The sequence below is a fragment of the Pseudomonas sp. T8 genome (assembly GCF_024610635.1).
Classification (GTDB): domain Bacteria; phylum Pseudomonadota; class Gammaproteobacteria; order Pseudomonadales; family Pseudomonadaceae; genus Aquipseudomonas; species Aquipseudomonas chlororaphis_I.
On the sequence record NZ_CP102374.1, the window covers coordinates 6,860,402 to 6,874,043 of the forward strand.

A 13,642-nucleotide genomic window follows, 5' to 3' on the forward strand; every position below is an offset into this window, starting at 1 on the left:
TCAAGCCGCCTTACGCAGGCCTAACACCTGCTGTCGCGCCGCTTCAAACTCGCTGCCGAGGATCTCGGCGGCGCCTTCAATCTGCTCGACGCCATCCTCAAGCCGAATGCCTAAGCTCAGATACACCGCGCCGTCCAGCTCGAAGAACACGCCGCCGCTCAGCCACAGGGCGCCTGGGTTCAGGCCCATCGCTTCCCACGCCTCATCCTGATCGATGTTCGCCGGGCAATGCTCTTTCCACAGCGCGCTCAATCGCTCATGCTCGGCCACCTGGGCAGCGCGCTCTTCTTTGGATGTGCCCTTGGCCGGCTTGGCGCTGGAGCGTAGCGCGCGATAGCCGTATTGGTCAGGGCGGCACCAATGCACATCAAGCTCGCGGCTTGCACTGAGCTTCACGCCCCCGACATAGCTGCGACTGCCCGAGCGCATTGGCGAGGTCTCGCCGCCGAACACCTGGCCGAGCTTGGCGCGCTGAATATTCCAAGCCGAGCGCTTGGCATCCCAAGCGATGACAGCGTCAACAACTGCTGGCGCTGTCGTCTTGTACATGTAGTTGATCATGGTGTTTCTCCAGGTATGCGCCGCCCTCCGTGACCGGATGCGCAGCGGATGGTGGCAATTTGGTTTTGGCTGGGGTATTACGGGTGACCGGCATGGGGCTGGATCAAGGAGCGAAAATGTCAGCTACTGCGGAAATGCTTTTCAATCTTCAGAAATTCCAACTTCTCGCGCTCTTCACGAGCGATCGGACTGGCAGAAACATCACCTCGGCTTACGCATATGCCTGGGACAACGGTGTTTACCCGATTGGCAATGACGGTGCGCATTGGCATGAACCCTACAAAGAGCAGTTCGCGGTTAGCGAAGAGCAGATTTCTGAGTTGGCAGGTTTTCTGGACAAAAAGTGGTCAGAAAAGGAGAAAATCTCGTTTTACGAACTCGAAGATCATTACGATATTCAAGGACTCGCTAGTTCTGGATCAGAGTGGGATCGGGGAACGCTGATTGACGCCTGCCATTATTTTTATCTGCTTGGCTGGTTTGATGAGGACTTTTGGAAAGGGCTTGTCGGGCATTCAGATTGCCCGTCTGAGTCGCACTCTATCCGGCGCGAGTTCAAGCCAGAGGATGTGTATTTCCTTTAGGCGCCTGGCGTGATTATTTCATCGCCGGGGTCGGCGGCAAGTTCGGCCATGCTCTTCTCGTAAAATGCTCGCGACACCTTTTCGGGAATCTCATAAGGTGTCGTGACATTCCGTAGCATCCAGACCTGAACCTCGAAGTCGGCCCCAATCAAGTTCTTCAGCAGCCGTTGGTGAATATCCTGCTGGTTGTTGATGCCGTGGGCGGCCATGACCCGTTTGAGGTCAGGCTTGAACACCCCGGCCACCTCAACCGTAAACTTCTCGACGCCCAATGCAGCGTCCTTCGCTGCTGCCTTCTCGCGCTTCCTGCGCTGCTTGATGGCTTCCGCTGTCAGCTGCGGCTCGTCCGGCGCAAGTTCCTGTTCTTCGGCCATGGCCTACCTCTTCGATTCCGCTGGCCGGCAGTGCGAGCCAGGTCTGTCGTTTGCGTTGTTGGGGTCTTCGCTTCATCGGAACGCCGGCTTCAGTGTCGGATAGTCGATGCTGTAGTCCTTGATCAACCGGTAGAGAAGCGTCGAGCTGATGCCCAGGGACTTGCAGCACTGCTGGCGGTTGATGCCCTGTGCGATGCAGCCCTTGATCCGTATAACCATCAGGGCTTCGGTCTCTGGCGTGGCCCTGTTCGGAGCGCGTGCCTTCTTGGGTCCTGCCAAGAACTCAATGTCGTAGCGCTTGGCAATGCCCTTGAGAACGCCCAGGGATAGGCCTTCTTTCGCGCAGATCTCGCTCCGGTTCATGGTCTTGGCCAGCTTCTTGATGCGCGCTGCCCGCTGATCTGAGTTCTCTTTGACGGCTGGTCGCTGGAAGTTCGGCGTACTCTGGCGCCCGTAGGTGGATTTCTGCGGAGGGGAGGTGGAAATGTCCGCCTCCAGAATGACGCCGCCGGCGGACAAGAAGACCGCGGTGTGGTCGGCCAGGTCGGCGCGTTGCGCATCCTTCATCTTGATGGTGCTGAGCTCGGTGCTGATCATGCTGCCTTACTCCTCAGCTTGGCCTCGTACTGATCGACCAGCAGCTTGAACTGCCAGAGGTCTTCCTCGAGCTTTTCGATGTAGTCGTCGTCGCGCTTGAACTCTTGCAGCCAGAGCTGGCGGCCGACCGGCTTAAGAAGTGGGCAGTACATCCCGATGTGCCACCACTTCTTTTCAGTGATCCACATACATCCCTGCACCTGGTCTATGACGTCGCTTGCATCGTTGTCGATGTGGAAGGCGCGGAGCTTGTCCGGAGCGAGGAAGCACTTGTACTCAGCGCCGCCATCCTCGCCGATGAAACCGTCTGCGCTTGCGCCGAAAACTCCGTCGTCGGTTTTCACCAGTCCGACCTGATTCACAATGAGGCCGGTCTGAATTTCGTGCTCCATGCGCGCTTCCGGCTCCAGTTCGTGCCCACGACGCATTTGCCAGGTCTCGAACCCTCCATCCAGCGGTGCGCCGCCGATTCGCTCAACGGCCAGCTCGAAGGCATAGGTCAGTGCGGCATTGGATGGCTCTCCGACTTTTTCGCCATCCAGAGCACGCTGAACGACCTCTGCCTTCGGTGCCGCCTTATAGCCTGCCAGGTCACGAGCGCGGGACTCGCTATGGCCTGCCAGCATCGCATCCACATAGGTCCGCTGCTGGGCAGTCAGGCCATTCACCTTGGAACGAGCAGTACTGAACATGCTGGCTGTGATAACCCCGGCTCGGCCTTGCAGCCACTCGGGAGATCCTTGGGCGCAATTGAGGATGATCATTGATGACCTCCAGTTTCTGGCGATTGGTTGAGTCGCTGGCCGCGTGTGGTGACGGCAATCTTCAAGGCTTCATAGAGGTCGGTTGCCGTCTGCTTGTCGGTTGCTTTCAGGTCCTGGGAGAACTGCACTCCCGCCTGCCAGATAGCGGTAAGCGCGTCCTTCGATTCTGCTGCATAAGCCTTTGGTATCCACTCGTTCAGGAGTTCGCCAAGGCCTTGCGTTTGATCCCCATTCCCGTCGTCGTCCTCATTGGTCAGGACGACATTGAAGATCATCATCGTCAGATAGCGCCGGGCATAGCTGTATGTCGAACCACTGGCGTGGACGCCTGTCTTGTTCACGCTGCCTTTGATGCCGGCCGAGTCAATCGGAAGATCGACGTGGTACTGCTTCGTGTGGCCAGCCTCATGCATGCAGTCGCACACCGTGCGGATGTGGCCGGCCAGCGGACTGTCTCCAGTGCCGAATGACAGTGAGAAGCCGTAAGCCGTGTAGACCGGCGATATTTTCCGGTCAATCGACTCAAGCGCGGCATAAGAGCTGTTCGTCTGTGCGTTGAACTTGTCGCGGAACACTGGGCCGATCTCGGCTTGAGCCCTGACCATCGCGGCGTTGAAAGCCGCTGCAGCGGTGCGGTCCGTGTGCCGTTCGTACATCTCCATCATCTTCTGCATCTTGTCTGCGTCGAAGGCGGGATCGGTAGCAGCACGCTGAATCATGGTCAGCATTGCGGTTGACTCGCTGGTGATCCCCGGGGAGGCGATCTGCCGAGCGTCAGATTTCTCGGCGAGTGCTGTATTGCTCATGGCGACCTCAGTAGGCAATCGAAACGTTCGGGATCTGGCGCTTGGCAATCAGCGTGATGGCCTGCTTGGCGCATTCCTCAGTCATGCCGCCGGCGACAAACGCCTCAAGGGCGGAACGGTTGATGGTGCGGCGGTGCGCCTCATCGCGTTCGCGGGCCTCCTGCTGCCGCACAATCTCGGCGGCGGCTGCATCAGCCCGGCGGCGTTCATCGATGCGCGCCTGCTCGGCAGCCTGCTCAGCGCGCTGCGCTGCCGCCTGGCGCTCTTGCTCGGCACGCTGCTCAGCTGCGACCTGATCAGCTTTCGCTTGGGCCGCGGCGCGCTCGGCCTGTTCGGCCTGAAGTTTCAGCTCCAGTTCACGGCGTTCGGCGGCGGCCTTGGCTTCCTGTTCGCGGCGCAGAGTGGCTTCGCGTTCAGCCTGGGCTTTCTGCTCTGCTTCGATACGGGCGCGCTCGGCGGCTTCCCGGGCGATGCGTTCCTCGCGATCTTTCTGTTCGCGCGCTTCCGCTTCGGCCCGGAGACGTGCCAGCTCGGCTTGCTCTGCCTCTTCCTTTTGGCGTTTGACCAGAAGGCTGCGCAGCGCGATCAGCGTTTGATCCTTTGCCTGGGCCGCTTCGGGCAAGAACTCCTCCCAGGAGTCGTCGAGAGCCAGCAGCTCCAGGTCGACGATGACCTGGGAGACATGGGCAGCCGTCGGCGGCTCCTCGAACCTGGCCAGGGCCTTGATGGCCTCGATGCCGTCGTTGTGTTTGTCGACCCGGGCATCTTCTGCTGCTTGCCATTCGTTCAGCGGGCGGCGGACCTCTTCCTGCCAAGCTTCAAGGGTGTCCCGGACGCGCTTACGCTCGGCGTCGATCTTCTTCGGCACCTCCTTCAGGTCGGCCACCAGCTTCTTGCCGACGTCGTCCAGGGCGGTTTTGGATCTGGCGACTGCGTAGGCCATGGAAGCGATTGCCTCGCGACCTTTGCGGGTGCTGATGTCCGGCGTGAAGCCATCGATCTTGCTGCGGATCTGTTGAAGCCATGGCTCCAGGCCGTTCGGAGTGCTGTAAACGGCGAGGGCCGTTTCTTGCGGCGGCACGACGGCCAGTTCGGTTTGTGCGGACACGAGCGAATCCTTGCCGCGACGTGCGCAGCGCTTGAATGCTTGGGTTGTTGGGTGTTTAGAGGGTTTCGTTGTTGCAGAATTCGCCATGAAGCCTGGCGCGGCCTTTCTTCACAGCTTCCTCAGCATCTTCAAGAGACTGGAAAGTTCCGAGGTTGTAGGTCTTTCCTTTGAATCCAACTTGGGCGTACCACGCGCTATCGTTCCAGAAGCGGTGAACGCCTTTAACACCGGACTTGGCGAGCCTGTGTTTTCGGTTCATGAGGTTTTGTTGTCTATCGGCGACCCTCAAGTTTTCCCAGCGATTGTCTTCGCCGTTGCCGTTTATGTGATCAATCTCCTTCGGCGGAAAACTTCCGGTCATGTAGAGCCATGCAAGTCGATGGCAGTAATAGCGCTTACCATCCACGCACACCCCCAAATAGCGGTGACCATGTGGATGACCTACTGCCGTGCCTGGTGGCTGATTTGAAACCGTAACCTTTCTAGTAAAAATCCCGGTATCGGGGTTGTAGGTAAAAAGTTCGAGCAGTCGCTCCTGAGTGAGGGTCATGAACACTCCGTGGACTAGAAGACTGGCGCTATCCGATCGGCGAGGGCGCCGAGCAGCATCAAGAAGGTGCAGAGGAGAAGGGTGATTGCAGAGCCACGCCAATAGGCCGCGCGGCGGGCGCTTTGTAGGCGGCTCACCGCTGAGTCCCCGTCGAAAGGGCGGGGAGCTGGCAGGTTCCAGCTCTTTCCCGCGCGACGCCGTAGCTGAGCAGGGCTGCGAGATACAGGGCGGCCAAGATCCAGTAGGTGCTCTTCATGGTCGAACCCTCACCGCGACCCGTCCGTCTTTCATCGTGGGCTCAAGCTGCTTTGGCAGCATGGCAATCGGGAACTCGCGAGACGCCAGTTCATCAGGTGCGGCAACGTAGCCAATGATTTGCAGCTTGCGCTCGATGTCCTCGATCTGCTCGTCGATCAAGGTTTTTACCGGTGGAGTACTCACATTGCCTCCTTGCGCCGCTGACAGGCAGTCATCAAGCGCTTGCAGTAGTGATTGAATTCGTCACGCGTGATTGCGTCGTCGAGAAACAGGCGAGTGATCAGGCCCTGCACCAGGACGTCGATATCCGACTGGCTGCTTGGGTCGTCGACGCCTTCGAGAGCCTGGTCGATGAGGATGTGAGGGCTCATAGGTCGCCATCCACATCGTCTTCCTGTGCCTCGCGCTCGGCTGCCACCGCCTCGGCGGCGTATGGCCGGAGCATGTCGATAGCGATCTGTTCCAGGGCCTGGACAGGCCTTCCAGAGCCGAGTAAGTCGCCGGCATGGCCGTATGCCTCGCTTTGGCTGCCGACGACCGCGGCCAGCACCAGGCGCGCGAATGAATCACGCTCATCCTTGCCATCGATCTGCCGCTGATTCAGGTGGCCCTGAAGGTAGGTGGCGAACTGATCAGCCGTCACGGTAAAGGCCTTGCTGTAGCGCCGCTTCCACGACACATCAGCGCCGCACACCAGCTGTTCGGCTGCATGCTCGAGCCATTCACGCTCGGCCTCGCTGTCGTCGGGCACCTCAGGAGGCAACAAAGCGTCGAAGCGTTCCTGGTAGATGTTCAGTGCTGCGTTCATGGCTGCCTCCAGGGTGGCGGGTCAGTCGTCCGACTTGCTGCAGTCGTGGTCTTCATTGCTGAAAAGGTGGGCGTCGGTGAACTCACCGCTCTCATGCCCATCAGATCGGCGCTGTTTGCGCTCCTGGTACGCTGCATGCTGCCCGGTCCGTTGCTCTTGTCTGCTGGCTTTGCAGGATTTAGAGCAGTAGCGGGCCCATCCGCGTTTTCGGTCGGTGGCGCGGGCAATGAAAGGTTGTTTGCAGCGCAGGCATGCGTATTCGGCTGTTGCAGCCATGGCGACCTCCAGTGTTTTGGGTTAGGCGGAACGGGCTGCGAGCATGGCGTCGGCGATGACGTAGGCCTGCTTCGAGTAGCGGGCTGCGGCTGCGCCTCGCGAATCCGCATCTCCTTCCGGCAACTGGCTGAGTTCCCACTGCATAAAGGCGGTCAAGGCCCTGGCCGCGAAGTAGTCGCGCAGGCTCATGCCCTCTGTCGATTCCATGACATGGCGATTGCCGACGCCTTCGACATATTCGATCTGTCCTGAGGGGCGCTCGCCCGGGAAGGCCGGGCCGCCGTCTTGAATATCCATGCTTTGCTCCACCTGGTTGATCCAACAAAACTCGGCTGCACTCATCCATTCCGCCGGTTGCCGATGGGCGCGGAGGGGAGTGCATGCGGGTGGTGTCGGCGGAGAAGGGAGAGGTTTTATTGTCTATGCTGGTGACGTGGCCAATATCGAGCACCCGCTGTAATGAGCGACCTGATCAGCTTTGTCGCTGGTGTTATCGGCGATCTACTCTCGCGTTTTTTTCTCGGGCCCATCTTCTTTTGGATCGGCTGGCCATTTGCGAAGCTGCTTTCACTAGGACGCTATCCCAGGCACAGCTGGCAAGAGTCCTCGAGAGAGAGCGTCATGGTGTCGTGTCTTGGTGTTGTGATTTTCGCGCTACTGCTGATGTTGCTTTTCGGGCAACTCTCAACTGATTGAGCGTCGATTTGATGTGGTGCCCCGGTTAAGTTTCCGGGGTGTTCTCTTCCGCATCGGGGTGTGATCTGCGCTTGTCATCGCAAGGACGCCCATTCTGTTCCGGCTCAAGGCCTCAACTCAGCGACAAACTGAGCCCGGTATGGAGTCACCTTTCCAGATCACACTCCGATGCAGCCTGGTGCTGGGGAAGACCAGGTGATCGGGCAGTTATCGTCAGGCTGACGGGGTGTTTGTGGTTCTGGCTTGCAATTGAATTGCTAGTGGCTGGCCGCAATGACCGCCTGCTGTAGCTTCAGAAGAAGATCTGCGGGCACGCTAAGCTCTGATGCCGATGCATCCAAGCAGCCCTCAGGCAGCACGCTTACGAGTTCTTGTGCTGCAGCTCGTACAGCCTCGAGTTGCTGGCGCGGTGTCGTCGGGCCACGCATTGATCCTGCTGTCACCTTTGTCTTACCGGTGGCCTTGGCCTTTTGTAGTTCGCCACCGAGGACCTTGCCTGCTTCATCGCCATGCTGGCGGACGACTTGAACGGCCGTTGTCGCAGAGACCTGGCCTGAGGCGACCAGTTGCTGAACGTCGGTGTTGGCATTACCGAGCGTCATCACCTGCTCAACGTGCTGGCGGGTCTTGCCGACCTTTTTTGCGATCTGATCAGGCGTCCAGCCGAACGCTGTGAGCCGCTTGTACCCGTCCGCCAACTCAAGAGGGGAAAGCTTCTTTCCTTCCTGGCTAGTGATGACCCTGGCGACGCGCTCTGCGTCATTACCCTCGAAGGGGACAATCGAGATCCAGGCCTCTAAGCGCTTTGGGTCATCTTTGCTCGGCACCCTTGGAAGTCGTCCCGCCTGGTCGAGCTTCAAGTAGGCGCGACGACGGCGGTGGCCATCGACAACCCACATTCCACCCTCAGCGCGAGGTCGAACTTCCAATGCCGGGATCTGGCCGCCGGCGAAGATGAACTCAGCCAGCGCATCAATACTTTCTTCCAGCTCTTCGCCTTCGGCTCGAAGGTTGAAGCCGGGTTCTTCGTAGAGATCCTCCAGGCGCGCCTTCATCGCGTCGGCACGTTTCAGATCCCCGTCCTTGATCATTTGCTTGAAAGACTTGGCCATGCAATTTATTTCCAAGTGGTTGTCATCCCAAGCAGCCCTCGCGAGAAGGCTGCTCAGTGATGCTTTCCGCCGGGACCCGCTACTGGCGGCCGTCACCGGCTTGAATCGAATGTCTGGTATCTCACCGCGCCGCCGGTTCTCGATCGGCGTAGCTCAATCCCTCCCAACTACCGCCGGGGAAGGCGGGGCGCATTGCGTGCCGGGTTACTCGCACGGTTAAGGCGTTTCACCATCGATCAGCCGTACAGGTTTTTCCTGTCGTGGGCAGGCTTTCGGGCCTGTCTGCTCGCCGGTCACCGGTAGAGGCAATGCGGTCTGTTGTTTGTTGCGCTGGTTGTTAAAGAGCGGTCAGGCCCTTTCGAGGCCCTTCGCATGACCTTTGATCGCTGCGATGGGCTAAATTTAGCCGTAAGCTAAAATATCGTCAATAGCTCAGAGCTAAATTATTTTCGCTGGGCGATAAAAGACCAGCATTGCTGGCTTTCGAAAATTTCCGGCTGGCGCTCTTTACCTTTGATTTAGCACTGGGCTAAGCTTGGTAATAAACTGTATGGATATACAGCTATTGAGGTGGCGAGATGAAAGCAGTACTCGAAGCAGTCCCACAGGTAGTGCGCGAAGAACTAACCGGCCTGGAGCGTCTCGGGCTACGGGTATCGGCGATGATCAACTCTCCTTTCGCACAGCTTGGGAGGAGGGTATTGATCCATCGCTTGGATAGCGATAGTGATCAGGACTGGGAGACGATCATGGAGCTGCTAGCAGAGACCGATGCCCTGGACATGACTTTCTGCGATGACGGATCGGTGATCCTGCAATGGGATAAGGCGACTGATGATGACCGAATGATCGAGACGGAAGGGGAGGTAGAGCCCGTGCTGGCGGATTGGGAAGAGGAGGCACCTTTCTGACGGGCATGAAAAAGCCCGCGATGCGGGCCTTTTGCAAATGCTCTTAGCACAAAGTAATAGTTTCCCAGTCGCTATTCGGCTAGATCGGATTCTCCCGTTGTAGAGATTCCCAGAGACTTTGACCGGAAGTCTTGATGTGCTGTGGCCATTTTTAGCACTGTGTCAGAATAACGCTTCTCAATTGCCGCCTTTGCTTCTGGCGTAAGACTTCTGTTCTTCAGTGCTCTCTTTTGATATCTAAGATCATTCTCGTAAGCTGTTAGATAGTCGGTTAGCTCAGGTGGCTGCTCTACTTTTCGCTGAAGTCTTGCTACTCCAGCTGCAATAAATGGACTGATAATCCCAGCAATTACCGGAATTATCATCTTTACATCCTCTGACAGACCAGACGTAACCAAGGAACTAATGGAAACTAGAAGCCCGGTTATTGTGGCGGTCAACCCCGTACGGTTGTTAGCTGATGAGCTCTCAATTTCACTCATGGCTAGCCCTCCGCTTGGTCAGATCGATCTCCTTTAATGAACCATCCCGCTTTCTTTGTATTTTTAATTGAGAGGTTATGATTCCATTGTGTTTGTAAGTTACATATATATCTTCGATCGAGAAGTATCGATGATACAGATATCTAACAGATAGTCGTCCAATTCTAAATGCAGTTGGCGCAAGCATTATCATGAATAGATATACCATTGCCAGTGCGATATCGTGTTGAGTCCATGCAGACATAGCCGTCCCTCCGTCCATTGCTGTGCAGCTTAGTCTTGGACTTTTACTATAACACGGTCTATGGTTGCGCGCGTAGGTCTTGAGGTTGTAGTTGTTTCAATGGTTATGTTGTAGCTATCCTCCTTTTGGAAAGTCTTTTGGTTTTTATTTACTTTCTCAAGGAAGGCTTGGTCTTTTACGGTTACTGCAAACTCCGAACCGTCATGTTTTCTGATCCTCCAGCCTTTTGACGATTCAAAGTTAATCTGAGCAAATGACGCCCTGACGACCTCTGTCTCCACGGATATTTCCTCAAGTGTACCTTTCGGCAGCCTAGAGAAATCGTCAATTGCATCTTGTTTGATTGACACAACAGGAAGTTCGGCGCCACCTATTACTTTGAATTGAGCGTCTTTCTTGCCAGTTAATGGGGCTTGTATTATTTTATGTAGTGCATCCCGAATTTTGGTGCTAGTTATAAGCTTTGCAAGGTTCTTGTCGGCCTTGATTGGGCCATCGTTTGTCATTACCTCGGCTGTTGCACTATCACCTTCAATCGTGACGGATGTTATTTTTTTTCCCTTGATTTGCTGGACCAACTCAACAAGAGATCCGCCTACAAAAGCCGCAGCAGGAGTCGCGAATCCAAGTATGCTTAGTACTTTAAGCGCAGTGGCAGGATCGGCCAATAAGGCGAATACTACTTCGACCGAGCCTTCCTTCGCTGGAGTTGTAACTTTGAGCGTAACGTCTGCCGAACCATTGCTTATTATGCTTGCAGTCTCCTCAATGAGGTTGTGCATGCCTAGGATAGCTTCTCCAAGGTCTTTTGCGCTTATCTCATGATCAGAGAGCGAGCTTTCTTTCGCGTCATAGGAAATCGTGAACTTTTTCTCAGATAGATTTTCATCTTCTGCTCGCCTAACAACTTTGGCTACGGCCATCTCCCTCTCCCTAGTTTGGCCAATCCAAATGGCAGGCCTAAATAATAAGTTCTTATATTAAATTCTTTAGAGCTTGCGAGCATTCCAAACTAGGAGCACTTTTGCGTGGATAACTACATCGTCAATCCGAGCTTCAAGATCCTTATTGTTCGGGTTGTCCGAGATAAGCCACACGTGATTCTCGTCCTTTCGCTGCAAACGCTTGATCAGCAGATCTCCGTGCCAAGTCAGAACGTAAACCCCTTCGCCGGCGTAATCGTTTACACCACGGTCGACAATTACTGGATCCTTGTCATTGATCGTTCCTTCCATGCTTTGACCCCATCCAGTGATGATCGCCAAAGCCTGGGCGGAGGTGTAATTCACCCCCTTGTCGCGCAAAAGCTCTTCACTGATCACCACATTGCGGACAACTTCGCTGTATTCCGCAGGTAACTGTCCGGCACCCATGGCGGCGCGAATATCGTATTGGGGAATGGAGATATCACCAACAGCAGGAATCAAGGTGTAAGAGGGATAAGCTCCTTCGGGGGGCGTCTCAGCGGCAGCAAGCAGTCGCTGACGCGTTTCCTCAGGAATGCCCTTTCCGCTCCTGGCAAGCATCTGCTTTACCAGGTCCGCAGCGGACTTCTGGCCCGCTTCGTTAGTTGGCGGGGCTTCGTTAGCTTCGGGTTCAGTTGGGATTGAGTCGAACCAGCCGCGCGGCAGTCCCTCAATACCCTCGATTCGCCTGGCCACATCATCGCCCAGGTTCTTCGCCGTCTTATCCGAAAGAATCTGGCTCAGGTGAGCAGGAGCCATCCCCCAGCGCTCTGCGCAGGATCCCTTTCTCTGGCTGCCGATCAGCTTGACCAGGTTGTGCTTGCGAATTTCGTAGATATCCATGCCGCGAAGAATGCCAGCGTTTAGCTTTGTGCTAAATGTGCGCACAGCTAAATTATCCTTGCTTGAATATTAGCCATAAGCTAAATTTCGCTCTATGTGTAAGGAGAACTCTCATGAATGATCACCTCCGTGATTGGTTGGGCAGGGCCACGAACGAGCGTCGGCAAGAAGTTGCTGAGGCTGCGAGCACCTCTGTAGGCCACCTGTGGCAGCTCGCAGGTGGTCATCGCAAGGCATCAACCGAACTGGCTGAACGCCTCCAGGACGCCTCTGGTGGCGAAATTACCATCGCCGGCTTACGCCCAGACCTTATCCAATTTGCCCGCAAAGCGCTCAAGGGCGCCGCTTAACCATTTCTGATAACCAGGAGCACGAAGCATGTACATGGACCCCAATCAAAAGCGCGCCATTCCGGTGAAGGTTCGTTTCGAACCAGTTCTTGATCGGATTCTGCGCAGGGCTGCAACGAAGACCCGTATGCAGCACGCGACCTACCTGTACGAAATCATCGAGTGGGCAGTAGCCAACGGCGTGATCGAGGAACTGATGCAGGACAAACAAGAAGATATCGCGGGCTAAAGCCCCTTTGGAGGGCCGAATGACCGTAGAGCTCGAAAGGCTGCCGCCAAAGACGCGGCAGCGGGTAGAGGAACTGATGTGCACCAACGGCTGGAACTTCAGTCGCGCCATCAACGAAGTGATGGAAAACGCCATTGCCTGTGGCGCGCTTTCCGAAGTTGGAAGGAAGAAGGCCAAGGTCCTTCAACTGGTGGCCCCAATGAGGGCCTCTGGCAGGGACTCTTAAGGGTAATCCAGAGGGCCTCTGCCGAATTCCGGGCACAAAAAAGCCGGGATTGCGCCCCGGCTGATTCGATACCACCTGATGGGGACGATTATGCATACCCACACCGATTTAATCAACACTCAGACAAATGTCGCGACACGTTTTCGCAATCCTGAAAACGTGTCGCGTACCACCATGTCTTCTCGCGAAATTGCGAACGTCACCGGTAAGCGTCACGACAACGTGAAGCGCGACATTCTGGCGATGCTGAAAGAACTGAAGGCCGATGCCCTCAACTTTGAGGACATTTACCTGGATGGTCGCAATCGCGAGCAGGTGCAGTACCAGCTCGATCGCGAACACACCGATTGCCTGCTTACTGGTTACAGCGCGCCGATGCGCATGAAGGTGATCCGCCGGTGGCGGGAGCTGGAACAGCAGCAGGGCGCACGGGAGCAGGTCCTGCTCAATGGCACCAAGGTCGTCGGTGAGATTGCGATCATGGAGTGCTTCACGCGCCTGCTGAAGCCTGCCGCGTCCTGCCAGATGGCGATGCTCACCAAAATCGCCGAGAACAACGGGCTCGACCCGAAGTTTCTGCCAAGTTACGCCGTCGATGCAGCGCCGGACGCGACAGGTGGCTCGTCGATGCCTACCAAGTCCGCAACAGCTCTCTTGAAAGATTACGGCATCCGCTACGCGCCAGCTGCGTTCAACCGTGCACTGCAGGCCCGCGGCCTCCTCAAGCAGCTCCAGCGTCGCAACTCTAAAGGCGTGATGGTCGACTTCTGGTCAGTGACTGAAAAGGGCATGGCCTACGGCAAGAACCTCACCAGCCCGCAATCCCCACGCGAAACCCAGCCTCACTGGTACGTGGATCGCTTCCTCGAGCTAGCCGCACTGGTCGGGAAGGCCTGAA

23 protein-coding genes are annotated in these 13,642 nt (G+C 56.5%); 7 read left to right on the forward strand and 16 right to left on the reverse strand.

From position 1 onward, the window contains the following. Nucleotides 1–561: a hypothetical protein gene (locus NRG23_RS31205; protein WP_257373244.1), complete on the reverse strand. Its 561-nt coding sequence runs from the start codon at nt 559–561 to the stop codon at nt 1–3. 92 nt (nt 562–653) lie between these two features. Here NRG23_RS31205 and NRG23_RS31210 point away from each other — a divergent pair, with 92 nt between their 5' ends. Beyond that, entirely contained in the window at nt 654–1,145 is a 492-nt protein-coding gene (locus NRG23_RS31210) for a hypothetical protein (protein ID WP_257373245.1), read from the forward strand. Here the strand turns inward: NRG23_RS31210 and NRG23_RS31215 are convergent. The 11 genes from NRG23_RS31215 to NRG23_RS31265 form a co-directional block, all read right to left on the reverse strand. Further along, the gene (locus NRG23_RS31215) at nt 1,142–1,519 is read right to left on the reverse strand and encodes a hypothetical protein (protein ID WP_257373246.1); all 378 of its coding nucleotides are present in this window, start codon (nt 1,517–1,519) and stop codon (nt 1,142–1,144) included. The two genes, NRG23_RS31210 and NRG23_RS31215, sit on opposite strands and share 4 nt — an antisense overlap. A 72-nt stretch (nt 1,520–1,591) precedes the next feature. After that, on the reverse strand, nt 1,592–2,116 hold the full coding sequence (locus NRG23_RS31220) for a hypothetical protein (protein WP_257373247.1): 525 nt from the start codon (nt 2,114–2,116) through the stop codon (nt 1,592–1,594). Continuing rightward, the gene (locus NRG23_RS31225) at nt 2,113–2,880 is read right to left on the reverse strand and encodes a lambda exonuclease family protein (protein WP_009048005.1); all 768 of its coding nucleotides are present in this window, start codon (nt 2,878–2,880) and stop codon (nt 2,113–2,115) included. Before NRG23_RS31225 ends, NRG23_RS31220 begins: the two co-directional genes overlap by 4 nt. Then, complete coding sequence (locus NRG23_RS31230) at nt 2,877–3,686, reverse strand: ERF family protein (RefSeq protein WP_257373248.1); 810 nt, start codon at nt 3,684–3,686, stop codon at nt 2,877–2,879. The genes NRG23_RS31225 and NRG23_RS31230 overlap by 4 nt, the downstream gene beginning before the upstream one ends. Nucleotides 3,687–3,693: 7 nt before the next feature. After that, on the reverse strand, nt 3,694–4,794 hold the full coding sequence (locus NRG23_RS31235) for a hypothetical protein (RefSeq protein WP_257373249.1): 1,101 nt from the start codon (nt 4,792–4,794) through the stop codon (nt 3,694–3,696). Between the two features lie 55 nt (nt 4,795–4,849). Continuing rightward, on the reverse strand, nt 4,850–5,344 hold the full coding sequence (locus NRG23_RS31240) for an HNH endonuclease (protein WP_257373250.1): 495 nt from the start codon (nt 5,342–5,344) through the stop codon (nt 4,850–4,852). 252 nt (nt 5,345–5,596) lie between these two features. Continuing rightward, nucleotides 5,597–5,785, reverse strand: coding sequence for a hypothetical protein (locus NRG23_RS31245; RefSeq protein ID WP_081360813.1), 189 nt, complete (start codon nt 5,783–5,785; stop codon nt 5,597–5,599). Continuing rightward, a complete protein-coding gene (locus tag NRG23_RS31250) occupies nt 5,782–5,973 on the reverse strand; it encodes a hypothetical protein (protein WP_257373251.1) in 192 nt (63 codons plus the stop codon). Before NRG23_RS31250 ends, NRG23_RS31245 begins: the two co-directional genes overlap by 4 nt. Next, on the reverse strand, nt 5,970–6,410 hold the full coding sequence (locus NRG23_RS31255; protein WP_257373252.1) for a hypothetical protein: 441 nt from the start codon (nt 6,408–6,410) through the stop codon (nt 5,970–5,972). Before NRG23_RS31255 ends, NRG23_RS31250 begins: the two co-directional genes overlap by 4 nt. 21 nt (nt 6,411–6,431) lie before the next feature. Then, nucleotides 6,432–6,686 carry a hypothetical protein gene (locus NRG23_RS31260; RefSeq protein WP_257373253.1) on the reverse strand — a complete coding sequence of 85 codons (255 nt, stop codon included), beginning with the start codon at nt 6,684–6,686 and terminating at the stop codon, nt 6,432–6,434. A 21-nt stretch (nt 6,687–6,707) separates the two neighbouring features. Then, on the reverse strand, nt 6,708–6,983 hold the full coding sequence (locus NRG23_RS31265) for a hypothetical protein (RefSeq protein WP_257373254.1): 276 nt from the start codon (nt 6,981–6,983) through the stop codon (nt 6,708–6,710). Between the two features lie 162 nt (nt 6,984–7,145). On the opposite strand from NRG23_RS31265, the gene NRG23_RS31270 reads away from it, so the two are divergent. Further along, nucleotides 7,146–7,382, forward strand: a complete 237-nt coding sequence (locus NRG23_RS31270; protein ID WP_037005894.1) for a hypothetical protein — start codon at nt 7,146–7,148, stop codon at nt 7,380–7,382. 257 nt (nt 7,383–7,639) lie between these two features. Here the strand turns inward: NRG23_RS31270 and NRG23_RS31275 are convergent, their stop codons facing one another. Then, entirely contained in the window at nt 7,640–8,494 is an 855-nt protein-coding gene (locus NRG23_RS31275; RefSeq protein ID WP_257373256.1) for a ParB N-terminal domain-containing protein, read from the reverse strand. 578 nt (nt 8,495–9,072) lie between these two features. On the opposite strand from NRG23_RS31275, the gene NRG23_RS31280 reads away from it, so the two are divergent. Next, nucleotides 9,073–9,405, forward strand: coding sequence for a DUF1654 domain-containing protein (locus NRG23_RS31280; RefSeq protein ID WP_257373257.1), 333 nt, complete (start codon nt 9,073–9,075; stop codon nt 9,403–9,405). A 71-nt stretch (nt 9,406–9,476) separates the two neighbouring features. Here NRG23_RS31280 and NRG23_RS31285 read toward each other — a convergent pair whose 3' ends face one another. The 3 genes from NRG23_RS31285 to NRG23_RS31295 form a co-directional block, all read right to left on the reverse strand. Then, on the reverse strand, nt 9,477–9,887 hold the full coding sequence (locus NRG23_RS31285; protein ID WP_257373258.1) for a hypothetical protein: 411 nt from the start codon (nt 9,885–9,887) through the stop codon (nt 9,477–9,479). Between the two features lie 273 nt (nt 9,888–10,160). Beyond that, nucleotides 10,161–11,054 carry a hypothetical protein gene (locus NRG23_RS31290; protein WP_257373259.1) on the reverse strand — a complete coding sequence of 298 codons (894 nt, stop codon included), beginning with the start codon at nt 11,052–11,054 and terminating at the stop codon, nt 10,161–10,163. A gap of 66 nt (nt 11,055–11,120) precedes the next feature. Then, nucleotides 11,121–11,939 (reverse strand): S24 family peptidase, encoded by an 819-nt coding sequence (locus NRG23_RS31295; RefSeq protein WP_257373260.1) that lies wholly within the window; start codon nt 11,937–11,939, stop codon nt 11,121–11,123. 113 nt (nt 11,940–12,052) lie between these two features. Here NRG23_RS31295 and NRG23_RS31300 point away from each other — a divergent pair, with 113 nt between their 5' ends. From NRG23_RS31300 to NRG23_RS31315, 4 genes are all read left to right on the forward strand, one after another. After that, nucleotides 12,053–12,289: a helix-turn-helix domain-containing protein gene (locus NRG23_RS31300; protein WP_257373261.1), complete on the forward strand. Its 237-nt coding sequence runs from the start codon at nt 12,053–12,055 to the stop codon at nt 12,287–12,289. A gap of 28 nt (nt 12,290–12,317) precedes the next feature. Next, nucleotides 12,318–12,518 carry a hypothetical protein gene (locus tag NRG23_RS31305; protein ID WP_009048020.1) on the forward strand — a complete coding sequence of 67 codons (201 nt, stop codon included), beginning with the start codon at nt 12,318–12,320 and terminating at the stop codon, nt 12,516–12,518. Nucleotides 12,519–12,537: 19 nt separating this feature from the next. Further along, nucleotides 12,538–12,744, forward strand: coding sequence for a hypothetical protein (locus NRG23_RS31310; RefSeq protein WP_039967907.1), 207 nt, complete (start codon nt 12,538–12,540; stop codon nt 12,742–12,744). A 174-nt stretch (nt 12,745–12,918) separates the two neighbouring features. Continuing rightward, nucleotides 12,919–13,641 carry a Rha family transcriptional regulator gene (locus NRG23_RS31315; RefSeq protein WP_257375103.1) on the forward strand — a complete coding sequence of 241 codons (723 nt, stop codon included), beginning with the start codon at nt 12,919–12,921 and terminating at the stop codon, nt 13,639–13,641. Nucleotide 13,642: the final 1 nt, after the last annotated feature.

Excerpts from the sequence above, each read along its gene's own strand:
- NRG23_RS31285 (WP_257373258.1), bottom strand. The coding sequence starts at position 9,887 with ATGAGTGAAATTGAGAGCTCATCAGCTAACAACCGTACGGGGTTGACC.
- NRG23_RS31275 (WP_257373256.1), bottom strand. The coding sequence starts at position 8,494 with ATGGCCAAGTCTTTCAAGCAAATGATCAAGGACGGGGATCTGAAACGT.
- NRG23_RS31315 (WP_257375103.1), top strand. The coding sequence starts at position 12,919 with ATGTCTTCTCGCGAAATTGCGAACGTCACCGGTAAGCGTCACGACAAC.
- NRG23_RS31280 (WP_257373257.1), top strand. The coding sequence starts at position 9,073 with ATGAAAGCAGTACTCGAAGCAGTCCCACAGGTAGTGCGCGAAGAACTA.
- NRG23_RS31295 (WP_257373260.1), bottom strand. The coding sequence starts at position 11,939 with ATGGATATCTACGAAATTCGCAAGCACAACCTGGTCAAGCTGATCGGC.
- NRG23_RS31220 (WP_257373247.1), bottom strand. The coding sequence starts at position 2,116 with ATGATCAGCACCGAGCTCAGCACCATCAAGATGAAGGATGCGCAACGC.
- NRG23_RS31210 (WP_257373245.1), top strand. The coding sequence starts at position 654 with ATGGGGCTGGATCAAGGAGCGAAAATGTCAGCTACTGCGGAAATGCTT.
- NRG23_RS31225 (WP_009048005.1), bottom strand. The coding sequence starts at position 2,880 with ATGATCATCCTCAATTGCGCCCAAGGATCTCCCGAGTGGCTGCAAGGC.
- NRG23_RS31290 (WP_257373259.1), bottom strand. The coding sequence starts at position 11,054 with ATGGCCGTAGCCAAAGTTGTTAGGCGAGCAGAAGATGAAAATCTATCT.
- NRG23_RS31305 (WP_009048020.1), top strand. The coding sequence starts at position 12,318 with ATGTACATGGACCCCAATCAAAAGCGCGCCATTCCGGTGAAGGTTCGT.
- NRG23_RS31215 (WP_257373246.1), bottom strand. The coding sequence starts at position 1,519 with ATGGCCGAAGAACAGGAACTTGCGCCGGACGAGCCGCAGCTGACAGCG.
- NRG23_RS31265 (WP_257373254.1), bottom strand. The coding sequence starts at position 6,983 with ATGGATATTCAAGACGGCGGCCCGGCCTTCCCGGGCGAGCGCCCCTCA.
- NRG23_RS31260 (WP_257373253.1), bottom strand. The coding sequence starts at position 6,686 with ATGGCTGCAACAGCCGAATACGCATGCCTGCGCTGCAAACAACCTTTC.
- NRG23_RS31230 (WP_257373248.1), bottom strand. The coding sequence starts at position 3,686 with ATGAGCAATACAGCACTCGCCGAGAAATCTGACGCTCGGCAGATCGCC.
- NRG23_RS31300 (WP_257373261.1), top strand. The coding sequence starts at position 12,053 with ATGAATGATCACCTCCGTGATTGGTTGGGCAGGGCCACGAACGAGCGT.
- NRG23_RS31255 (WP_257373252.1), bottom strand. The coding sequence starts at position 6,410 with ATGAACGCAGCACTGAACATCTACCAGGAACGCTTCGACGCTTTGTTG.
- NRG23_RS31250 (WP_257373251.1), bottom strand. The coding sequence starts at position 5,973 with ATGAGCCCTCACATCCTCATCGACCAGGCTCTCGAAGGCGTCGACGAC.
- NRG23_RS31205 (WP_257373244.1), bottom strand. The coding sequence starts at position 561 with ATGATCAACTACATGTACAAGACGACAGCGCCAGCAGTTGTTGACGCT.
- NRG23_RS31240 (WP_257373250.1), bottom strand. The coding sequence starts at position 5,344 with ATGACCCTCACTCAGGAGCGACTGCTCGAACTTTTTACCTACAACCCC.
- NRG23_RS31270 (WP_037005894.1), top strand. The coding sequence starts at position 7,146 with ATGAGCGACCTGATCAGCTTTGTCGCTGGTGTTATCGGCGATCTACTC.
- NRG23_RS31310 (WP_039967907.1), top strand. The coding sequence starts at position 12,538 with ATGACCGTAGAGCTCGAAAGGCTGCCGCCAAAGACGCGGCAGCGGGTA.